The organism is Streptomyces sp. NPDC088553 (assembly GCF_044752965.1).
Lineage (GTDB): Bacteria > Actinomycetota > Actinomycetes > Streptomycetales > Streptomycetaceae > Streptomyces.
Map to the genome: position 1 here is coordinate 1 of NZ_JBIVMG010000008.1, position 20,690 is coordinate 20,690.

The window sequence follows — 20,690 nt, forward strand, 5'->3', positions numbered from 1 at the left end:
GTCTGGTTGCCGAAGACCGGCACCGTCCAGGTGGAGTTGGTGACCGGGTCGTCGGCGGCCGTGCCGTTGTCCTTCCAGCCCGGAAGCCGGTTCCGGCCGAAGAAGTACTGGGTGCCGTCGGTCGTGGTGACCTTCCAGTGCTCACCCTTGCCGTCGACGCCGTCCGAGCCGCCGTCGCCGTTGGCCGCGCCGGTCAGCTTCTCGACCGTCTCACCCGAGTCCGCCGCCGGATGCCAGCCCTTGCCTGCCTCGAAGACCAGCTCCGTCGACTTCCCGCCGAGATTGAGGACGGCGTTGTCGTTGAACCAGCACAGGTCACCGACACGCGTGGTGTTGGTGCCGTTGGTCTTGTCGTCGTCGCACGCCTTGTAGCGGCGCTCGATGAAGCCCGGCTGCCAGTTCCAGCCGTCACCGATCCAGGACGCCTGGGAGTTGGAGGCCGCGGTGAGGCCGTCGACGCTCTGCGAGTCGTACTGCAGGGCGACGCTCGGCTTCAGGTCGCTCGGAACCCCGGGTACGTCGATGGGGTAGGACCAGGAGAAGGAGCCGGTGGAATCCCCGGCGCTCCACGAGCCCGACGGCTGCAGCGAGGTCGCCTTGAAGTCACCGGTGGGCCCTTCCGCGCTCGCCGTGGCGGCCAGCACGGTGGCGGAGGACGCCGTCCTCGCGCTCACCCCGGCCGGTCCGCCGGACGCGGCCGAGACGGGGCCGGAGGGCCGCCGCACCTCGGCGGACAGCGTGCCGGACCGCAGGTCGTTACGGGTCTTCAGCGGCTTCTGGACACGGCACCGCGCCGCGTCCGGAGTGGTCAGCGCGCAGGCCGGCAGTTCCACGAGGCGCAGGCGGGCGGCGTAGTCGCCCCCGTACGCGTGGCGGAAGGCGTTGTAGTCGACCTCGACCTCTACGGGGCCGGCGACCGGTCCGCCGTCGGCGCCGCCCAGCGACATCAGCAGACCGCTGACGCCCGCCTTGCGTGTCGCGTTCCGGTCGGCGACCGACACCCGCATGGTCGGAGGAGCGTCGTCCTGGCCGAGCCGTAGGGGCGGCGCTCCGTCCGTGCGGGCGGTGGTCGTGGTCCGGGGACGAACGCTCACCGGAAGCCCGCCGACCCGGCCGCCGCCATTGTTCAGGGAAATCTGGGCAGAACCGGCGGAAGGCCAGTGAACCTCTCTTTTCCGCTCTGCCGGGAAGACGCTCGCCGCGTCGGGTTTTCTCGTGCCGCCTATTTTTGCCGCGGATACCGCGACTGACGGCGGCTGCTGCAGTTCGGGAAGCCGAGGTCCCCCCTTTGCCTCGGCTGCCACGGCTGTGCCGGGCAGTGCTCCGGCCAGGATCGCGGCGGCCAAGGCCACCGGCAATCCACGTATATGAAGACGTTTCACGTCCCGCCCCCTGTATGACGAAGGAATCGACGGGGCGCAGATTAACATTTCATGATCATGTGAAACTTGGGAAATATTAATCCGTCATGTCGCACAGGGCGGGCGTGTCCGGGATGTCGAAGTATCTTCGATTTGCCCATTCGGTGAATTCCGGCCGAGTGGCTCACGGGATTCTTTTCAGGGGTCCCGGCCGCCGCTTCCGCGCGGACGCGTTCAGACGGCCGCTCGGCGGGCGCGGATCAGGAAGTCCTCCACGCGTGCGGTGTCGGGACCGGGCGGCAGCGGGGAGACGGTCAGGGCGTGGTCGGCCTCCTCCTGGAGGCGGTTCATCCAGGACTCGACCTCGGCCCAGGCCACCTCGCCGCGCTTGACCGCGAGAAGGCGCTCGCGCTCCTCGCCGACGTCGATCCGCAGCTCGCCCGAGCGCAGCAGGTCCCGGCAGCTGGTCAGCAGCCGCAGCAGATGCATGGCGTGCTTCCACCGCGGGTGGCCGTACTGGCGCACGTCCGCGTCGAGCTTGCGGCGCTGCCCGCCCGCGTAACGGACGAAGGTCTGATGGGCCTGCCGGGAGAGGAAGGCGCCGCGCAGCGACAGCAGTTCGCGGCCGAGCTCGTCGACGTGCTCGACCACGGGGGAGTGGAGGCACTCCAGCACGTTCGGGTTGTTGCGCAGGGCCAGCTCGCAGAAGCGTTCCAGCTCCCAGCTGAACTGGTCCTCGCCCGGCCCCTCGACATGCGCGGGAGGCTTGTCGAAGTGCCAGAACAACGGCGTCGGGGCGAGATACACGCCCCGGACGTCCGTGTCACTGCCCTCGGTCGCGAGACCGAAGGCGCGCGAGCCCATCACACAGGAGTAGATCGTGTGGTCGCGCACCAGGTCGTCCGGAGTCATGCCGGTCAGGCTACGGCAGGGCTATGACAGGGCTACGCCAGGGAGATCGAGTCCCCCGAGACGGTGATCTGCTCGGCCGGCAGCGGGCGCGGAGCCGGCCCCGCCACCACCGCGGCGTCGGTGACGCGGAACTTGGAGCCGTGGCAGGGACAGTCGATGGTGCCGTCCGCGACCTTGTTCACCAGGCACCCCTGATGGGTGCAGACGGCGGAGAACGCCTTGAACTCACCGGGCGTGGGCTGGGTGACGACCACCTTCTCCGCGGCGAAGACCTTGCCGCCGCCGACCGGGATGTCGGCGGTCCTGGCCAGGGCGTTGCCGCTGGGAGCGCCGGCGGAGGCGCTCGTCCCGGCGGGGGTGCCCGGGGTGGCCGGCGCGCTCGTGCCCGCGGTGTCGCCCGGGGTGGCCAGCGCGCTGGTGGCCGTACCGCCGTCGCCTCCGTCGTCCGAGCCGCAGCCCGCCGTCAGAGCCGCGGCGGCGACCAGGACGGTACGGCGGCTCGTGGCGCGTGAGGTCGGGTTCGTGACGCGTGAAGTCATACGGCCACCTTGGCGCCGCCGGGCCGCCGGGTCCCGCAACACGCCTACACCCGGGGTGTCAGCTCCCTCGCACGGCCGTCCGCGTCCCGCCGCACCTCCAGGACCGAGGTCACCGCGTCCCGCTCGACCGGCCCGTACACATGCGGGAAGAGCGTCCCTCCCGAGCCCTCCCAGCGGACCTCCCCGGCCAGCCGCTCCTCGTCGATCACCAGCACCAGGAGCGGGCCCGGCACGTCCCGGTAGCGGGCGTCGGCGATCACGAGGGCCGCGGCCTCGTCCGGCGAGCAGTGGACGAAACCCTCGGCGGCGAGGGACGCCGGGGCGTACGGGGCATCGGGGGCGGCGGACCAGTCGGCCAGCGGTACGACGTGCAGCAACATGTCGACAGTTCTACCCCGCGGATCCTTCGGGCGAGGCCTGTACCCCGAGTGGCGGAGCACCCCGGTCCGGGTGACATTGGGCGTGTTCCGAACCGGACGAAAGGCAGGACCATGGCGGGAAACGACCTCGGCGGTCTCCTCGGGAGTCTCCTCGGAGGTGCCGGCGGACAGGGCGGCGGCAGCGGTGCCGGCGGCATCCTCGGCTCCCTGATCGGCGCGCTCGCGGGCGGCCAGGGCGGGGGCGGATCGGGCGGTGCGTCGAACCCGCTCGGCGGACTCCTCGACATGCTGACCAAGTCGGGCCTCACCGACCAGACCCGGTCCTGGGTCGGCACCGGCGAGAACCAGTCCGTGAGCGGCGCCCAGATCGCCGAGGCCCTCCCGGACGAGACCCTGCGGAAGGTCGCCCAGGACGCCGGCGTCAGCCCGCAGGAGGCCGCCGACCAGATCGCGCAGTCGCTGCCGCAGGCCGTCGACAAGCTGACGCCGACCGGATCGATGCCCCAGGGCTCCCTGGAGGACATCATCCGCGAGCAGAAGCTCTGACCGGACGCGCGGAGACCGGTATCCCCCTGACGGACCGGATTCCCGGCCTTCCGGCACGCCGAAGGCCGCGCGGGCGCCCTCCCTCCGTCTCGGAGGGCGGGCGCCCCGGCACGCCCTCCCGCCCCTGACTAGGCTGAACGGAGCACTGACGCAGGCGAAGGAGCACGACGTGGCGGTACGAGCGGTCCGAGGAGCCGTCCAGCTCGAGCGGGACGAGGCCGGACACATGAGCGAGCAGGTCGAAGAGCTGCTCACCGCCGTCCTCGAACGCAACGGACTCGACGCCGACGACCTCATCAGCATCTGGTTCACGGCCACCCCCGACCTCCACAGCGACTTCCCCGCCGCCGCGGCCCGCCGCATCGGCATCGTCGACGTCCCCCTGATCTGCGCGCAGGAACTCGACATCGAGGGAGCGATGCCGAGGGTCGTCCGGCTCCTCGCCCACGTCGAGACCGACCTTCCCAAGTCCCGGATCGCGCACGTCTACCTCGGCGCCGCGGCCGCTCTGCGCAAGGACATCGCCCAGTGAGAACAGCGCTCGTCATCGGCACCGGACTGATCGGCACCTCCGCCGCGATCGCCCTCGCGGGCCGGGGCGTCACCGTCCATCTGCGCGACCACGACCCGGCGCGCGCCAGCACGGCCGCCGCGCTCGGCGCCGGCACCGACGAGGAGCCCGACGGGCCCGTCGACCTCGTCATCGTCGCCGTACCCCCGGCGCACGTGGCCGCCACCCTCGCCGGGGCCATGACCGCCGGGCTCGGACGCGGCTACCTCGACGTGGCGAGCGTCAAGGGCGGCCCCAAGCGCGAGCTGGAGGCCCTGGGCCTCGACCTCACCGCGTACATCGGCACCCACCCCATGTCCGGCAAGGAGCGCTCCGGCCCGCTCGCCGCGACCGCCGACCTCTTCGAGGGACGCCCCTGGGTGCTCACCCCGACCCGGGACACCGACACCGAGGTCCTCAACCTCGCCCTGGAGCTCGTCGCGCTGTGCCGGGCCGTCCCCGTCGTCATGGACGCCGACGCCCACGACCGCGCGGTCGCCCTGGTCTCGCACACCCCGCAGCTGGTGTCGTCGATGGTCGCCGCGCGCCTCGAGGAGGCCGACGAGTCGGCCGTACGCCTCTGCGGGCAGGGCATCCGCGACGTCACCCGGATCGCGGCCTCGGACCCGCGGATGTGGGTCGAGATCCTCTCCGCGAACCCGGGGCCCGTGGCCGACGTCCTCTCCGGCGTCGCCGCCGACCTCGACGAGACCGTCCGCGCGCTGCGCTCCCTGCAGTCCGCCGACGAGGACAAGCGCCGGGACGGTGCCTCGGGCGTCGAGGACGTGCTGCGCCGCGGCAACGCCGGCCGCTCCCGCGTCCCGGGCAAGCACGGTGCCGCGCCCACGGTGTACGAGACGGTCGCCGTCCTCATCAGCGACCAGCCGGGCGAGCTGGCCCGGATCTTCGCCGACGCGGGCCGGGCGGGGGTCAACATCGAGGACGTCCGCATCGAGCACGCGACGGGGCAGCAGGCGGGTCTGGTCCAGTTGATGGTGGAGCCTTCGGCGGCGCCGGGGCTGGGGGCGGCGCTGCAGGAACGAGGCTGGTCACTCCGCACCACCTGACCCGCCCCGGGCGTGACCCGGCCGGTGCGCTTCCCGCCCGCCGTGCCGGCCCCGCGCCGTGAGGGCCGCGCCCCCGTCACCTCCGCGCGGGCCGCGCCGGCCGCCCGGCCCACTCACCGCGTGGCACACGCCGCACCCCGCACCGTGCGGGCTGCGCCCGCGCCCTCGCCACCTCCGTGTGGGCCGTGCCCGCCACCCCCGCCCGCCTCCGTGTGGGCAATCGTCCCTCCCCTCAGACTCCGTCCGGGGGACCCCCACGCCCCGGCGGAACAGTTGCCCACAACGGGGTGGGCGTCGGCCCGGCGGAGCGGAGGGCCGATGCAGGGGTGGGTGCCGCCTCGGTGGGGCCAAGGCACGGGGACCCCACGGGCCGGGCCGGGTGGGGGTCGGGGACTCGGTAACCTTGTGGAGGTCCCCCGCATCTCCGCCGGGTCCAGACACTCACCCCAGGAAGGTGTTCCCACCGTGGAATCCGTGATCGTCGCCATCGACGGGCCCTCCGGCACGGGCAAGTCCAGCACCTCGAAGGCGGTCGCCGCGAAGCTGGGCCTGCGCTACCTGGACACCGGCGCCCAGTACCGGGCGATCACCTGGTGGATGATCAGCAACGGTGTGGACGTCCACGACGCCGAGGCCGTCGCCAACGCCGCCGCCAAGCCGGTCATCGTCTCCGGCACCGACCCGGCGCGGCCCACCATCACCGTCGACGGCGCCGACGCCGCCGGCCCCATCCGTACCGAGGAGGTCACCTCCAAGGTCAGCGCCGTCAGCGCCGTTCCCGAGGTACGGAGCCTGATCACGGAGCTCCAGCGGTCCATCGCCCGCGGCTCCGAGCACGGCATCGTCGTCGAGGGCCGGGACATCGGCACCACCGTCCTGCCCGACGCCGACCTCAAGATCTTCCTCACCGCCTCGCCCGAGGCCCGCGCCGCCCGCCGCTCCGGCGAGCTCAAGGGCGTCGACGTACAGGCGACGAAGGAGGCCCTGGTCAAGCGGGACGCGGCCGACTCCAGCCGGAAGACCTCGCCGCTCGCCAAGGCCGACGACGCCGTCGAGGTCGACACCACCGAGCTCACCCTCGACCAGGTCATCGAGTGCGTCGTCACCCTGGTGGACGAGAAGAGGACGGCCGCCAAGTGACCGTGCCCTCAGAGAAGGGCGCCGCCGTCGGCCGACGCATCGGCATCGGACTGATGTACGGCTTCTGGAAGCCGCGCGTCCTCGGCGCCTGGAAGGTGCCGGCCACCGGCCCCGCCATCCTCGCCGTCAACCACGCGCACAACATCGACGGCCCCATGCTCATGGGCACCGCACCGCGCCCCGTGCACTTCCTCATCAAGAAGGAGGCGTTCGTCGGCCCGCTCGGCAGCTTCCTTGAGGGCATCGGGCAGCTCAAGGTGGACCGCGACAGCACCGACCGCACGGCGATAGGAAACGCCCTGGGCGTCCTGGAGCAGGGCGGCGTCCTCGGGATCTTCCCCGAGGGCACCAGGGGCGACGGCGACTTCGCCTCGCTCCGCTCGGGCCTGGCGTACTTCGCCGTCCGCAGCGGCGCGCCGATCGTCCCGGTGGCCGTCCTGGGAAGCACCGAGCGCAGCGGACGGTTGGTGAAGGCACTGCCTCCGCTGCGCGGCCGCGTCGACGTCGTCTTCGGTGACGCCTTCGACGCGGGTGACGGCTCCGGCCGCCGCACGCGCAAGGCACTCGACGAGGCCACCGTACGGATCCAGGGGAAGCTCACCGACCACCTGGAAAACGCCAGGCGCCTCACCGGGCGCTGAGCGAGACTTTCAGTAGTGGGCCCCGCGGCCCGGGGACCCACCGACCACGAATGATCAAGGAACGGACTTCATGAACGACCAGCACGACCACGGGGCACTTGGCGACGCCGAGTACGCGGAGTTCATGGAGCTCGCCTCCGAAGAAGGCTTCGACGTCGAAGAGGTCGAGGGCGCGATCGAGGAGGCGGGCCACGGCCCCCTCCCCGTCCTCGCCGTCGTCGGCCGTCCGAACGTCGGCAAGTCGACCCTGGTGAACCGCATCATCGGCCGCCGTGAGGCCGTCGTCGAGGACAAGCCGGGCGTCACCCGCGACCGCGTCACCTACGAGGCCGAATGGGCCGGGCGCCGCTTCAAGGTCGTCGACACCGGCGGCTGGGAGCAGGACGTCCTCGGCATCGACGCCTCCGTCGCCGCCCAGGCCGAGTTCGCCATCGAGGCCGCCGACGCCTGTCTCTTCGTCGTGGACGCCACCGTCGGCGCCACCGACACCGACGAGGCCGTCGTCAAGCTGCTGCGCCGCGCCGGGAAGCCGGTCGTCCTCGCCGCCAACAAGGTCGACGGACAGTCCGGCGAGGCCGACGCGGCCACGCTGTGGTCCCTGGGCCTCGGCGAGCCGTTCCCCGTCTCCTCGCTGCACGGCCGCGGCACCGGCGACCTCCTCGACGAGGTCCTGAAGAAGCTGCCCGAGGCCCCCGAGCAGCGCTTCGGCAACGCCGTCGGCGGCCCGCGCCGCATCGCCCTCATCGGCCGCCCGAACGTCGGCAAGTCCTCGCTGCTCAACAAGGTGGCGAACGAGGACCGCGTCGTCGTCAACGAGCTGGCCGGCACCACCCGCGACCCGGTCGACGAGCTGATCGAGCTCGGCGGCGTGACGTGGAAGTTCGTCGACACCGCCGGCATCCGCAAGAAGGTCCACCTCCAGGAGGGCGCGGACTACTACGCCTCCCTGCGGACGGCCGCCGCCGTCGAGAAGGCCGAGGTGGCCGTCATCCTGATCGACACCACCGACAACATCTCGGTCCAGGACCAGCGCATCATCACGATGGCGGTCGAGTCGGGCCGCGCCATCGTCATCGCCTACAACAAGTGGGACGAGCTCGACGAGGAGCGCCGCTACTACCTCGAGCGCGAGATCGAGACCGAGATGCAGCAGGTCTCCTGGGCCCCCCGCGTCAACGTCTCCGCCAAGACCGGCCGCCACATGGAGAAGCTGGTCCCGGCCATCGAGACCGCCCTCGCAGGCTGGGAGACCCGTGTCCCCACCGGCCGGCTCAACGCCTTCCTCGGTGAGATCGTCGCGGCCCACCCGCACCCGATCCGCGGCGGCAAGCAGCCCCGCATCCTCTTCGGCACGCAGGCCGGCACCAAGCCGCCCCGCTTCGTGCTCTTCGCCTCCGGCTTCCTGGAGGCGGGCTACCGCCGCTTCATCGAGCGCCGCCTCCGCGAGGAGTTCGGCTTCGAGGGCACCCCGATCCACATCTCGGTGCGCGTGCGCGAGAAGCGCGGCCGCAAGAAGTAGTCCGGCCGCACCGGCGACGGACCGAGGACACGGCGGAGGGCCGGGGCGATCGCGCCCCGGCCCTCCGCCGTTCCCCCGGTCCGCCGTGTGCCCTACAGGCCCCTGCGGGGCCCCGGTGGCAGGGCGGCCTGCGTGTGGGTGGGCGCCGGCGGGTACGAGGTCGTCGACCACGCCGCCGGATACGCCGACCCGTACCGGTGGCCCTGCCCGTGTCCGTACACGCCCGTGCTCACCGCCGTACCGAACGCCCGGAACGTCAGCTCCTCCTCGCCGCTGCGGTCACCCGGCAGCGTGCGGAACGACCTTCGGTACTCCGAGTACAGGGCGTCGTAGATCGGTGTGGGCGAGGCCCCCGCCGTGACGTCCTGCGCGGGGCGCATCGACGGGATCTGACTCGGATACGGCTGGAGGAAGGGGTCGTATGCGTGCACGTAGGTGCCAACGACCCCGCCGCCCGTCGGATGCGGGCGGCTCTCCGAAAGGGGCGCACGCCGGGGACGCGGCACGGTCGGGGCAGCCGGACCGGCGGAGCCCGTCGGCCCCGTCGGTACGCCGTGGACCCGCGCCCACCCTATGCCCGGTCGGCCGTCCTCCATCAGGTGCCGGCCAGCGGCATCGCGGCGGCGACCAGGCGCCCGTTCGCCGCGGCCTTCTCCAGCGCGTCGCGCAGCAGGTCCTCGCGCGGCTGCTGGCCGATCGAGCCGACCGGGGCGGCGAAGACCAGCACCGTGTGCGACTTGTTGGCCGCCGCACGCCAGCCCTCGGTGACCTGGAGCGGCTGGTGCGCCTGCCACCAGGCGGCCTGCCCGGCGCCGCCGGGGCCCGGCTGGAGGACGGAGTGCAGCTGGCCCATGGCGACCAGGACCGACCAGCCCGGCAGCGCCGCCGGCTTCTCGTCGAGGTTCATGACCTGGTGGAAGCCCTGGTCGGCCAGGAGCGGCAGGAACTCGTCGGTGAGACCGTCCGAACCCGGACGGGCCACCGGCGCGGTCGGCTCCACGACGAGGGCCGGGTGGAGCTCGCCCTGGATCAGGACGAGACCGCTGGTGACGCCGAGCACGGCCTGCTCGGGGTGGGCGGCGGACAGCGCGTCGGCGGTGTCCGAGGCGGTGATGGAGGCGACGGCGCCCTGGAGCTGCTCCTCGGCGACCCGGACGACCTGCGACGGAATGCAGCTGGCGTGGGCGAACGCGAGGACCGCGGTCTCGTCGCCGACGAACAGCACCGTGCTGGTGCGCTCCTGCTCGGAGTCCCCCGGCGTGCGGCAGGAGGTGCAGTCGTAGCTGCCCGGGGCGTTGTCGCCGGCGAGCAGCCGGTCCGCTTCTTCGTCGCCGATCTCGGCGCGTACGTCCTCGCTGACGTCGAGCATGCGCGGCACGGGGGGCTCCCTGGACTCGGTACGGGGGGACGCCGGGCCGTTCCCGGTCGTCTCATGCCGAGTTCAACGGGTCAGGCTCGGCCGGGGTCACGCGTGGAAGCGAGGCAACTTGCCACCGGCTCGTGCGGAAGCGGGTGAGCGGGGCGCCGGGGAGACCCGGAACGAGGGGTGACTCCGACCGGGTGGGGTGTGCACAGTGTTCCGCGCGGCACGGGCCGCGGGCGGCGGGGTGCTGCCTAGCCTGCCCCGATGTCGAAGATCCGATTTTGGACGACGGGTTCGCTCGTGGCGGCGGCCGCCGCCACGCTCCTGACCCTGGCCCCGGCACCCGCCCTGGCCCGGGACGTGCCGGCCGGGCCCCGGAACGCGTCCGCCGTGCTCCGGGACGTGGCCGACGGGCTTCGGGCGGCCGCCGCCGTGCCCGCCTACCCCTGCGCCAAGGACCAGTGGCCGTGGGGCTGCGTCGCCGAGTGCGAGAGCAGCGGGGACTGGCACATCAACAGCGGGAACGGCTTCTACGGCGGGCTCCAGTTCTGGCACCCGACCTGGGTCGAGCACGGCGGACTGCGGTACGCGCCCCGCGCCGACCTGGCGACCCGCCCCCAGCAGATCGCCGTCGCGGAGGAGGTGCTCCGCACCCAGGGCTGGGCGGCCTGGCCGGTCTGCTCCAAGCGGTACGGGCTGAGCGGGCGCGCGCACGTCGTCCAGCCCGGCGACACCCTCAGCTCCATCGCGCGCCGCTTCGGGATCAAGGGCGGCTGGAAGGCGCTGTACGCGGCGAACCGGAGCCTCGTCGGGCCCGATCCGAACCGGGTCGTCGTCGGGACGATGCTGCGGATCGCCCCGATCTGACGGGTCGAGGGGCCGTCACGCCAGCTCGGCCGGCTCCCCGCTGAACGCGAGGGAGCCGCGCCGCAGCTCGTGGACGAGGGTCCCGGCCGGCAGCCCGTCCGGGAGCCGCTGCTCCGTCAGGACCACGGCGGAGCCGTCCTCCACGGCGAGCGCGACCAGGGCTCGGTACGTGCGGGCGGCGACCGGCGGGGCCAGGCCGAGCGACGGCTCGTCGACCAGCACCACGCGCGCGGGGCGGGGGAGAAGGGCTCGGGAGAGGGCCAGCATCCGGCGCTCGCCGCCGGAGAGGGTCCCGGCGGCGCGGTCCAGGAGGGGGACGAGCTCGGGGTACGGGGGCAGGGCCCCGGGAAGCGTGAGCGCGAGGTTCTCGGCGACGGTGAGGCCCGCGTACACCGCCTGCAGGTCCGGTACGAAACACAGCCCGCGGCGGGCCCGTTCGTGCGCCGGGAGGCGGGTCACGTCGGCGCCCCGCCACAGGACCCGGCCGGCGGAGAGCCGTGCCGTGCCGGCGAGGGCGCGCAGGGCCGTCGTCCGTCCGGAGCCGTTGCGGCCCAGGAGGACGGTGACCGTGCCGGCCGGGACGGGCAGGTCCACGCCGTGCAGGGCCTCCAGGGGGCCGTAGCGGACCCGGGCGGCGCGCAGGGCGATCTCGACGCTCATGACACGATCCGGCCGCCTTCCATGGTGTGCACGGTGTGGGCGATGCCCGCGACGAGATCCGGGTCGTGCTCGACGACCAGGACGGTCAGGCCGTCCGCGGCCAGCGCGGCGAGGACCCGGGCGAGCGCGGCCGTCTCGGCGGCGTCGAGACCGGCGGCGGGCTCGTCGAGGAGCAGGGTGTGCGGCTGCCCCGCGAGCGCGCGGGCCAGCTCGACCCGGCGCAGGGTCCCGGTGGGCAGGTCCGCCGCCGCGGCGTGCCGTACGGATCCGGCGAGGCCCAGGAGGCGGAGGCTCCGCTCGACCGCGGCGGGGTCCTTCCGGACATGGCCCTGCTCCTCGCCGATGCGGACGTTCTCCTCGACGGTGAGGGACGGGAAGACGGCGAGGCGTTGGAAGGTCCGGGCGACGCCGAGGCGGGTGCGGGCGTGGGCCGAGCGGTGGGTGATGTCGGCGCCGTCGAGGGTGATCCGGCCCTCGCGGGGGTGGAGGGTGCCGGCGAGACAGTCGAAGAGGGTGCTCTTGCCGGCGCCGTTGGGGCCGACGAGGGCGGTGATGCGGGAGGGGGCGAGGTCGAGGGTGACGCGGTCGAGGGCGGTGACCCCTCCGGGATGGGTGAGGGTGAGGCCGTGGGCGTGGAGGCGGGGGACGGGCGCCGGTGCGCGGGCGGCTGCCGGTGGCCGGGCGGGGGCGGGGGCGGGCCGGCGGGGGCGCGTCCGGCCCTCGGGGCCTTCGGCGGGACCGTGGTGCCCCTGAGTGGCGCCCGCGGTCTCCCGTGCGTGGGTCTTCCGCGGGAGCAGGTCCAGCAGCGGCGGGATCCTGGCCGTCAGGGCGGCCAGGAGGCCCAGGACCAGTGCCGCGGTGCCCGCGTACCCGCCCGCGTCCAGCGTCGTCAGGAGGGCCGCCGCCACCAGCGGGGTCAGGAGGCTGTCCGCGCCCAGGACCAGGACCGCTGCGAACCACAGCAGGCCGCGGACCGGGTCGTACGCCTCCGGGTCGAAGGCGCGCAGGCCCATGCCGAGCAGGCCGCCGCCCAGGGCCGCAAGGGCCGCGCCCAGGACGAACGCGAGGAGTTTCAGGCCGGGGACCGCGACGCCCGCCGCCTCCGCGCCCGGCTCGTGGTCCCGCAGCGCCGCGAGCGCCCGGCCCGTGCGGCCCCGGCGGAGTGCCGCCACCAGGGCGAGGCAGCCCGCGAGGACGACGAGTTCGAGGGCGTAGAAGGCGCGGTCGTCGGAGAAGCCCGCCGGGCGGCCGAGGGACAGGCCGGCCGTCGCGTACGGCTGGGTGAGGACGAAGCGGCTCACCGCCACGCCCGTCGCCAGCGTCACGAGCGCCAGCGCCAGGCCGTGCCGGCGGATCGCCGGCCAGCCCGTGAGCAGGCCCGCCGCCCCGACCAGCGGGACCGCCAGACCGAGGGCCAGGAGGCCCGGGACCCCGCGTGCCGTGAGCAGCGCAGTGAACAGGGCGCCCAGGCCCGCGTACGCCGCCTGCCCCAGCGCGATCTGGCCGCCCCGCCCCGCCACCACGACCAGGGACAGCAGGATCACCGCGAGCGCCGGGACCTGGATCGCCGTGTGCAGGTCCGAGCCCGCGAAGCCGAGCGGGAGCAGGAAGAGCACGCCCACGACGAGCCACACGGCCCCCGGCACCCGTCCCGAGCGCACCGGCGGCGGCAGGGCGTCCCGGCCCTTGCCGCCGATCCCCGGCAGGACGAGCGCGGCCACCAGGAGCGCCACCACGAACAGGTTCGCCCCGAGGGCCTGGACCAGTGGTCCCGCCCATCCTTCCGGGTGCAGCCGGGTGAGCTGGGCCTGGGCGACGCCGATGGCCAGCGCGGCCAGGACCGCGACCGGCAGGGACCGCATCCGGGCGATGACGGCGACCGCGATCACCTCCATGACGAGCAGCGGCATCCCGTACGGGTCGAGCCGTACGTACGGGGCGAGGAGCACCCCGGTGAGCCCGGCGGTGAACGAGCCGAAGGCCCAGCCGGCCGCCGCGACCCGGTCCGCGTCGATCCCGGAGAGCACGGCGAGCGGCCGGTTGTCGATCACGGCCCGCAGCTCCCGCCCGAACCGGGTCCACCGGGTCACCGCCCCCACCAGGCCGGCGAGCGCCACCACCGCGCCGAGCTGGGCCCAGGGGTCGTCGCCGAGGAGCACGGGCACGTCGTCGCGTGCCCCGGGTCCCCACACCAGCACCGCCACGCCCACGAGCAGCACGGAGACGCCGATGGAGGCCACCAGGGACCGCGCCGGGTTCGCCTCCCGCCGGGCGAGCGGCCTGAACACCCCGCGGTCCAGGACGAGTCCGACGCCGGGGGCGACGACGAGAAGGGTGACGAGGGCGCCGACCGGCAGTGGCCAGCCCCAGACGACCACCAGCTGGCGGAGCACGTACGCGCAGATCATGGCCACCGCGCCCTGGGCCATGTTCAGGACGCCGGTCGCCCGGTAGGTGACGATCAGTCCGATCCCGGTGAGCGCGGCGGCGCTGCCGACCGCGAGGCCGGCGAGCGTCAAGTCGTAGGTCAGGGAGGCCATCAGGGCGGCCAGGGCTCACAGACCGGGCAGGGGGCCAGAGCCGCGTCCCCCACCTCCGTGGCCTCCGGTTTGCCCGCGATCAGCGGGCAGTCCGGGCGGTGCGCGAGCGTTCCGCCCGGGACGCGGAGCGGCGGGCCGTCGGAGGAGGGCGGGGGAGTCTCCGGGCCGTCCGCCGCCTCGGGGCCCTCCGCTGTCGTGGGGCCGCCCTCCGTCGCGGGCCCCTCCGCCGCCGTCCCCGGGCCGCGCGGTTCCGGGGGGCGTACGGGAGGGGCGTACGACGCCACCACGAGGATCGCGCCCGCGACGATCAGGGCCGCGCCGGGCACCGTGCACGAGGCCAGATAGGGCAGCTGCCGTTCCGCGAACCGCTCGCCGGAGATCCCGTACCAGCCGAGCACGCACAGCACCGCGCCCCCGGCGGCCGCCACCAGACCGCTCCACAGCAGGATCCGGGATGCCGGCACGGCGACCTCCCTCGGCTTGTCCTCACACTCTGCCCTGATCTTGCACTATGCCCCGATTCGTCCCACCCTGGAAGCATCGGGCCGTACGGCCCGGAGGGACACCCGGTGGTGAGCCAGATGGTTTTCGCACGACTCGGCAGACGCCCCCGGCTCGCCGCCCTCGCGGCCGCCGCCGTGCTGGTGCTCACCCCCGTCGTCGCGGGCTGCTCCGACGACGGCGCCGGCGGCGGCGAGGGCCGCGCCGACGACACCCGGACCGCCACCGCGACCGCCGCGCCCACCGGGGCCGGCGAACCCGACGACCCCGCCGCCGCCAAGGCGGAGATCACCAGGAACTGGACGGCGTTCTTCGACCCCGCGACCCCCGCCGCCGAGCGGGTGGGGCTCCTGGAGAACGGGGAGCAGATGCAGGAGGTCCTCGGCGCCTTCGGCGGTGACAAGAACGCCGCCATGACCTCGGCGAAGGTCACCGGCGTCGCGTTCACCTCCGCCACCGAGGCCGACGTGACCTACGACCTGCTCGTCGGCGGAAATCCCGCGCTGACCGGCTCGCAGGGCACGTCCGTCCTCCAGAACGACACCTGGAAGGTCACCGTGAAGACCCTGTGCGGCCTGGTCCAGCTGAGCGGTGTCACCGTTCCGGGCTGCTGAGGCGGGAGCGGCGCTGCTCCTGGGCCTGCTGCTCCTTCTCCTCACGGCCTGCGGCAGCCGGCTCCCGGAGCGTGCCTTCGAGACGCGGCCCACCGCCAACCCCTCCGGCGGTGAGCCGCTCCGCGTCGGGATCATCACCAGCGTCACCAGCCCCGTCGGCGGACAGGCCTTCACGGGCACGCGCGACGGAGCCCGCGCCTACTTCGACGCCCTCAACGCGCGCGGTGGCCTGGACGGGCGCCGGATCGAGGTCGAGACCTGCGACGACGGCGGCAGCGGTGTCGGCAACAACGCGTGCGTGCACCGGCTGATCGACGAGCGCGGGGTCTTCGCCCTGGTCGCCACCACCGCCCTCGACTACGCGGGCGCGCCCCTCGTCTCCCGGGCCGGAGTGCCCGACATCGGCGGCCAGCCGCTCACCCCCGCGTACGACACCTATCCGCACCTGTACGGGATCTACGGCAGCTCCGCCCCGCGCACCGGCAAGGAACCCGGCTGGGGCGGGGTCCTGTACGGCGGGACCGAGGTCTACCGCTGGTTCGAGCGGGAGGACGGGGCGCGGACCGCCGCCGTCGTCTCCTACAACCAGAGCGCGTCCGCCGCGTACGCCCGGCTGATGACCCGGGGGCTGCGCGCCGAGGGCTACCGGGTCGTCGAGGAACAGGTGGACTTCGCCCTGCCCAACTTCCGCGCGGTCGCGGCCGATCTGCGGGCCCAGCACGTCGACGTCCTCTTCGACGCCATGGACACCCACGGCAACGTGCGCCTGTGCGAGGCGATGGAGACCCTCGGCGTACGGGTCGACGCCAAGGTCACCAACGTGCAGAACTGGTCCTCGTCCGTCGCCCGCGACTACGCCCGCGCGCCCGGCTGCCGGGACGCCCTCCGGGTGACCGGCGCGAGCCGCAACCACCAGGACACCGGGCATCCGGCGGTGCGTGAGTTCCGGGACGCGATGGGGGACCGGCCGTTGTCGCAGTGGCAGCTGGAGGGATGGGCGGCGGCGATGTGGTTCACCGACGCGGCCCGCTCCTGTCTCGCCGGGCGCGACGGGGAGAGCGGTGGCGGCGGGGAGAGTGCCGGCGGCGGGCTCACTCGCGCGTGCGTGGAGGCGTACATGAACCGTCCGGAGGCGTACACCGCTCGGGGGCTGTTGCTCCCCGTCCGCTTCGAGCGTCTCGCGCGACCGCCGGCGACCCGGAACACCTGTCTCTCCGTGGCCCGTTGGCAGGACGGCCGGGGCTGGGTGAGCCAGGGGGAGATGACGGAGAACTGCGCGATCGTGCCCCAGCTCGGCTACCGCCCATGACCCTCCTCGGCCACGGGCCGTGAACGGCCCCCCTTCGCCGGCAGTACAGTCGGACGACCGATCAACCGGGGGGAACCGGCAGCGCGATGCGTATCTCCTTTCTGCTCCACAACGGCTACCACTACGGCGGCACGATCCGGACGACGTTCACCCTCGCCGAGGAACTGGCGAAACGTCACGAGGTCGAGATCGTCTCGGTGTTCCGCCACCGCGACCGCCCCCTCCTCGGCCTGCCCTCCGGGGTGACCCTGCGCCACCTCGTCGACCTGCGCGAGGACAGCCCCGGATACGACGGAGACCACCCCGACTTCCACCGGCCCGCCGAGGTCTTCCCGCGCGGCGACGGACGCTGGAAGCAGTACAGCGCGCTCACCGACGCCCGGATCGGGGAGCACCTGCGCGGCGTCGAGGCGGACGTCCTCGTCGGCACCCGCCCCGGGCTCAACGTGCAGCTCGTCCGGCAGGCCCGGCGGGGGCCGGTCCTCGTCGGGCAGGAGCACCTGATCCTCGACGGCCACAGCTTCCGGCTGCGCCGGGACATCGGCCACGAGTACGCGCTCCTCGACGCCGTCACCACCGTCACCGAGGCGGACGCCCGCGCCTACCGGAAGCTCGGGCTGCCCGGCGTCCACATCGAGTCCGTGCCCAACAGCGTGCCCGCGCCCCCGGGGCCGCCCGCCGACCCCGCGGCCAAAACCGTCGTCGCGGCGGGCCGGCTCACCCGCGTCAAGCGGTACGACCTGCTGATCGACGCCTTCGCCGAGGTGGCCGCCGACCACCCCGAATGGAAGCTGCGGATCTACGGCAGCGGCGACGCCGTCCAGAACCTCAAGGGTCCGCTGACCCGGCAGATCAAGGACCGGGGCCTCGGGGAGCAGGTCTTCCTCATGGGTTCGGTGACCCCGCTGGAACCGGAGCTGGCCAAGGGCTCGATCGCCGCGGTGACCTCGCGGCACGAGTCCTTCGGCATGACCATCGTCGAGGCGATGCGCTGCGGACTCCCGGTGGTCTCCACCGACTGCCCGCACGGGCCGGGCGAGATCATCGAGGACGGCGTCGACGGGTTCCTGGTGCCGGTCGACGACGAGGCGGCGTTCGCGCGGGCGCTGCGCCGGCTCGTCGAGGACGACGAGCTGCGGGCCAAGACGGCACGGGCGGCGCTCGACGCGTCCGAGCGGTTCGACCCGGTGCGGATCGCCGCCCGGCACGAGGCGCTGTGGAGGGAGCTCGTCGAGCGGGGCGCGAGCCTGCGCAGCCACCCGCGGGGCCGGGTGGCGTGGCACGCCGGGACCGGTCGGGTGATCGACGCGGTCTACGGTCTGAAGGCGCGGGTGGGCAGGCTCGTCCGCCGCTTCCGCTGACCGCCCCGCTTCCCTGCCGCCCGTTCATCGAGGACAGAAGTCGTCCGCGAGGGCTGGCAGACTCGGGGCCATGTTGGAGACCTCCGCACGGCTCTTGCGTCTGCTCTCGTTGCTCCAGGCCCACCGCGAGTGGTCCGGTGCCGACCTCGCCGACCGGCTCGGGGTCACGCCCCGCACCGTACGGCGGGACGTCGACCGGCTCCGCGAGCTCGGCTACCCGGTCAACGCGAGCCCCGGGACCGGCGGCGGGTATCAGCTGGGCGCCGGGGCCGAGCTGCCGCCGCTGCTCCTCGACGACGAGGAGGCCGTGGCGGTCGCCGTCGGCCTGCGCGCCGCCGCCGGGCAGGGAGTCGAGGGCATCGGCGAGAGTTCCGTACGTGCCCTGGCCAAGCTGGAGCAGGTGCTTCCGGGGCGGCTGCGGCGCCGGGTGAGCGCCCTGAACGCCTTCACCGTCCCGATGCTGCGCACCCCGCGCGAGCGGATCGACCCGGCCGTCCTCACCGAACTCGCCAACGCCTGCCGGGACACCGAGCGGCTGCGGTTCGAGTACCGGGACCACGGCGGGGCCAGCACCCGCAGGAACGTCGAGCCGCACCGTCTGGTCTGCAGCGAGCGGCGCTGGTATTTGGTCGCCTGGGACGTGGACCGGGCCGACTGGCGCACCTTCCGCGCCGACCGGATCGTGCCGACGCCGCCGCACGGGCCCCGCTTCCCGCCCCGCGAGCCGCCCGCCGAGGATCTGGCCGCGTATGTGGCGAAGGGCGTGTCCACCTCGGCGTACGCGACCGAGGCGACGATCCGGCTGCATGTGCCGCTGGCCGAGGCCGCCGCGGCCGTCGGCGCGGCCGACGGCGTCCTGACGGCGGACGGGGAGGACGCCTGCCTGCTCCGGACCGGGGCCCACAGCCTCGATGTGATGGTGATCCACGTGTCGCTGATCGGCTTCGAGTTCGAGGTGCTCGACCCGCCGGAGCTGGTCGAACGGGTGCGGGCGCTCAGGGACCTGTTGTCCCGGTCCCTCGACCGGTCGGCCTCCGCTCCGGCGGAGGGCTCGTGATCCGCATCCGTTCGTAGGCCGCGAACTCGGGGTGGTGCAGGTCGAAGGCCGGAGCCTCGGAGCGGATCCGGGGGACGGCGTCGAAGTTGTGCCGGGGCGGCGGGCAGGAGGTGGCCCATTCGAGGGAGCGGCCGAAGCCCCACGGGTCGTCGACCTCGACCTTCGGCGCGTACAGCGTGGTCCGCCACACGTTGTAGAGGAACGGCAGGGTGGACGCGCCGAGCAGGAAGGCGCCGATGGTGGAGACGGTGTTGAGGGCGGTGAAGCCGTCCGCGTCCAGGTAGTCGGCGTACCGCCGGGGCATGCCCTCCGCGCCGAGCCAGTGCTGCACCAGGAAGGTCAGGTGGAAGCCGGTGAAGAGGGTCCAGAAGTGCATCTTCCCGAGCCGTTCGTCGAGCATCCGGCCGGTGAACTTGGGCCACCAGAAGGTGAAGCCGGCGAAGGTGGCGAAGACGACCGTGCCGAAGACCGTGTAGTGGAAGTGGGCGACGACGAAGTACGAGTCGGTGACCTGGAAGTCCATCGGCGGCGAGGCGAGGATGACCCCGGTGAGGCCGCCGAAGAGGAACGACACCAGGAAGCCGACGCACCACAGCATCGGGGTCTCGAAGGAGAGCGAGCCCCGCAGCATCGTCCCGGTCCAGTTGAAGAACTTCACCCCGGTGGGCACCGCGATGAGGAACGAGAGCAGCGAGAAGAACGGCAGCAGCACCGCGCCCGTCGCGAACATGTGGTGCGCCCAGACGACCACCGACAGGCCGGTGATCGCCATGGTGGCGGCGATCAGGGTGGTGTAGCCGAAGATCGGCTTGCGGGCGAAGACCGGGATGATCTCGCTGACGATCCCGAAGAACGGCAGCGCGATGATGTAGACCTCGGGGTGGCCGAAGAACCAGAAGAGGTGCTGCCAGAGCAGCGCGCCGCCGTTCTCGGGCTGGAAGACCACCGAGCCGAGGCGCCGGTCCGCCTCCAGGACGAGCAGGGCCGCGGCGAGCACGGGGAAGGCGACGATCACCAGCACCGCCGTGAAGAGCACGTTCCAGGTGAAGATCGGCATCCGGAACATGGTCATGCCGGGCGCCCGCATCCCGATGATGGTCGCGAGGAAGTTCACCGAGGTCAGGATGGTGCCGAAGCCGGAGAGCGCGAGCCCCATGATCCACAGGTCGATGCCGACGCCGGGGGACCGCTCCAGGCTGTTGAGCGGGGCGTAGGCGGTCCAGCCGAAGGCGGCCGGACCGGTCGGGGTGAGCAGCGAACCGATCACCATCAGGCTGCCGAAGAGGAACAGCCAGTACGAGAACATGTTCAGCCGCGGGAAGGCGACGTCGGGCGAGCCGATCTGCAGCGGCACCAGCTCGTTGGCGAAGCCGGCGAAGGTCGGCGTGGCGAAGAGCAGCAGCATGATCGTGCCGTGCAGGGTGAAGGCCTGGTTGAACTCCTGGTTCGTGAGCAGCTGGAGTCCCGGGCGGGCCAGCTCCGCCCGCATCAGCATCGCCATCAGTCCGGCGACGAGGAAGAAGACGAACGCGGTCACCAGATAGAGGTGGCCGATCTTCTTGTGGTCGGTGGTGGTGAGCCAGTCGATCAGGATGCGGCCGTGCCGCTCGCGGCTCGATTCGACGGTCGCGGTCGCTGTCCCGTTGCCCATCCGCTGCCTCCGGTTCGCCGTCGTCCCGGCTCCGCGTCTCCGGGCGTTCGGACAGCGTAAGCATTGTGTAAGGGAACAGTGAGCGGCTCGCGTGCGCGTCGCCGAGACAATT

20 protein-coding genes and 1 pseudogene are annotated in these 20,690 nt (G+C 73.2%); 11 read left to right on the forward strand and 10 right to left on the reverse strand.

Translation table 11 applies throughout. The features are described from left to right. From ACIP8Z_RS26315 to ACIP8Z_RS26330, 4 genes and pseudogenes are all read right to left on the reverse strand, one after another. Positions 1 to 1,094, reverse strand: a pseudogene (locus tag ACIP8Z_RS26315) (hypothetical protein); the annotation flags it as partial. Positions 1,095 to 1,595: 501 nt separating this feature from the next. Further along, positions 1,596 to 2,273, reverse strand: coding sequence for a DNA polymerase beta superfamily protein (locus ACIP8Z_RS26320; RefSeq protein WP_402087527.1), 678 nt, complete (start codon positions 2,271 to 2,273; stop codon positions 1,596 to 1,598). Between the two features lie 32 nt (positions 2,274 to 2,305). Beyond that, positions 2,306 to 2,812: a Rieske (2Fe-2S) protein gene (locus tag ACIP8Z_RS26325; protein WP_402087530.1), complete on the reverse strand. Its 507-nt coding sequence runs from the start codon at positions 2,810 to 2,812 to the stop codon at positions 2,306 to 2,308. Between the two features lie 44 nt (positions 2,813 to 2,856). After that, a complete protein-coding gene (locus ACIP8Z_RS26330) occupies positions 2,857 to 3,192 on the reverse strand; it encodes a DUF952 domain-containing protein (protein WP_319318756.1) in 336 nt (111 codons plus the stop codon). A 48-nt stretch (positions 3,193 to 3,240) separates the two neighbouring features. On the opposite strand from ACIP8Z_RS26330, the gene ACIP8Z_RS26335 reads away from it, so the two are divergent. From ACIP8Z_RS26335 to der, 6 genes are all read left to right on the forward strand, one after another. Then, entirely contained in the window at positions 3,241 to 3,738 is a 498-nt protein-coding gene (locus ACIP8Z_RS26335) for a YidB family protein (RefSeq protein ID WP_402087533.1), read from the forward strand. 169 nt (positions 3,739 to 3,907) lie between these two features. After that, entirely contained in the window at positions 3,908 to 4,270 is a 363-nt protein-coding gene (gene aroH, locus ACIP8Z_RS26340; protein ID WP_187622885.1) for a chorismate mutase, read from the forward strand. Further along, on the forward strand, positions 4,267 to 5,355 hold the full coding sequence (locus ACIP8Z_RS26345) for a prephenate dehydrogenase (protein WP_402087536.1): 1,089 nt from the start codon (positions 4,267 to 4,269) through the stop codon (positions 5,353 to 5,355). Before aroH ends, ACIP8Z_RS26345 begins: the two co-directional genes overlap by 4 nt. 474 nt (positions 5,356 to 5,829) lie before the next feature. Next, positions 5,830 to 6,495, forward strand: coding sequence for a (d)CMP kinase (cmk, locus tag ACIP8Z_RS26350; protein ID WP_402088285.1), 666 nt, complete (start codon positions 5,830 to 5,832; stop codon positions 6,493 to 6,495). Positions 6,496 to 6,548: 53 nt separating this feature from the next. Continuing rightward, on the forward strand, positions 6,549 to 7,136 hold the full coding sequence (locus ACIP8Z_RS26355; protein ID WP_402088288.1) for a lysophospholipid acyltransferase family protein: 588 nt from the start codon (positions 6,549 to 6,551) through the stop codon (positions 7,134 to 7,136). A gap of 70 nt (positions 7,137 to 7,206) precedes the next feature. Further along, complete coding sequence (gene der, locus ACIP8Z_RS26360) at positions 7,207 to 8,655, forward strand: ribosome biogenesis GTPase Der (RefSeq protein WP_319318741.1); 1,449 nt, start codon at positions 7,207 to 7,209, stop codon at positions 8,653 to 8,655. Positions 8,656 to 8,747: 92 nt separating this feature from the next. On the opposite strand, the gene ACIP8Z_RS26365 is transcribed toward der, so the two are convergent. Together ACIP8Z_RS26365 and ACIP8Z_RS26370 are read right to left on the reverse strand one after the other, a co-directional pair. Further along, positions 8,748 to 9,086 carry a hypothetical protein gene (locus tag ACIP8Z_RS26365; protein ID WP_402087539.1) on the reverse strand — a complete coding sequence of 113 codons (339 nt, stop codon included), beginning with the start codon at positions 9,084 to 9,086 and terminating at the stop codon, positions 8,748 to 8,750. A gap of 164 nt (positions 9,087 to 9,250) precedes the next feature. Continuing rightward, positions 9,251 to 10,033: a hypothetical protein gene (locus ACIP8Z_RS26370; RefSeq protein WP_266964477.1), complete on the reverse strand. Its 783-nt coding sequence runs from the start codon at positions 10,031 to 10,033 to the stop codon at positions 9,251 to 9,253. A gap of 249 nt (positions 10,034 to 10,282) precedes the next feature. On the opposite strand from ACIP8Z_RS26370, the gene ACIP8Z_RS26375 reads away from it, so the two are divergent. Further along, positions 10,283 to 10,885, forward strand: coding sequence for a transglycosylase family protein (locus ACIP8Z_RS26375; protein ID WP_402087542.1), 603 nt, complete (start codon positions 10,283 to 10,285; stop codon positions 10,883 to 10,885). A gap of 15 nt (positions 10,886 to 10,900) precedes the next feature. Here the strand turns inward: ACIP8Z_RS26375 and ACIP8Z_RS26380 are convergent, their stop codons facing one another. Genes ACIP8Z_RS26380 through ACIP8Z_RS26390 form a run of 3 tightly spaced genes read right to left on the reverse strand, consistent with a single transcriptional unit; the run spans position 10,901 to position 14,549 of the window. After that, positions 10,901 to 11,545 carry an ATP-binding cassette domain-containing protein gene (locus ACIP8Z_RS26380; protein WP_402087544.1) on the reverse strand — a complete coding sequence of 215 codons (645 nt, stop codon included), beginning with the start codon at positions 11,543 to 11,545 and terminating at the stop codon, positions 10,901 to 10,903. After that, positions 11,542 to 14,085 carry an ATP-binding cassette domain-containing protein gene (locus ACIP8Z_RS26385; RefSeq protein WP_402087547.1) on the reverse strand — a complete coding sequence of 848 codons (2,544 nt, stop codon included), beginning with the start codon at positions 14,083 to 14,085 and terminating at the stop codon, positions 11,542 to 11,544. The genes ACIP8Z_RS26380 and ACIP8Z_RS26385 overlap by 4 nt, the downstream gene beginning before the upstream one ends. Next, positions 14,085 to 14,549, reverse strand: coding sequence for a hypothetical protein (locus tag ACIP8Z_RS26390; RefSeq protein ID WP_402087549.1), 465 nt, complete (start codon positions 14,547 to 14,549; stop codon positions 14,085 to 14,087). The genes ACIP8Z_RS26385 and ACIP8Z_RS26390 overlap by 1 nt, the downstream gene beginning before the upstream one ends. 117 nt (positions 14,550 to 14,666) lie before the next feature. Here ACIP8Z_RS26390 and ACIP8Z_RS26395 point away from each other — a divergent pair, with 117 nt between their 5' ends. From ACIP8Z_RS26395 to ACIP8Z_RS26410, 4 genes are all read left to right on the forward strand, one after another. After that, on the forward strand, positions 14,667 to 15,200 hold the full coding sequence (locus tag ACIP8Z_RS26395; RefSeq protein ID WP_402087552.1) for a hypothetical protein: 534 nt from the start codon (positions 14,667 to 14,669) through the stop codon (positions 15,198 to 15,200). Then, the gene (locus tag ACIP8Z_RS26400) at positions 15,178 to 16,509 is read left to right on the forward strand and encodes an ABC transporter substrate-binding protein (RefSeq protein WP_402087555.1); all 1,332 of its coding nucleotides are present in this window, start codon (positions 15,178 to 15,180) and stop codon (positions 16,507 to 16,509) included. Before ACIP8Z_RS26395 ends, ACIP8Z_RS26400 begins: the two co-directional genes overlap by 23 nt. 86 nt (positions 16,510 to 16,595) lie before the next feature. After that, a complete protein-coding gene (locus ACIP8Z_RS26405) occupies positions 16,596 to 17,870 on the forward strand; it encodes a glycosyltransferase family 4 protein (RefSeq protein WP_402087558.1) in 1,275 nt (424 codons plus the stop codon). Positions 17,871 to 17,940: 70 nt separating this feature from the next. Continuing rightward, entirely contained in the window at positions 17,941 to 18,927 is a 987-nt protein-coding gene (locus ACIP8Z_RS26410; protein WP_402087561.1) for a helix-turn-helix transcriptional regulator, read from the forward strand. On the opposite strand, the gene ctaD is transcribed toward ACIP8Z_RS26410, so the two are convergent. Then, on the reverse strand, positions 18,866 to 20,578 hold the full coding sequence (gene ctaD / locus ACIP8Z_RS26415; protein WP_402087564.1) for a cytochrome c oxidase subunit I: 1,713 nt from the start codon (positions 20,576 to 20,578) through the stop codon (positions 18,866 to 18,868). The genes ACIP8Z_RS26410 and ctaD overlap by 62 nt on opposite strands. Between the last annotated feature and the right edge of the window lie 112 nt (positions 20,579 to 20,690).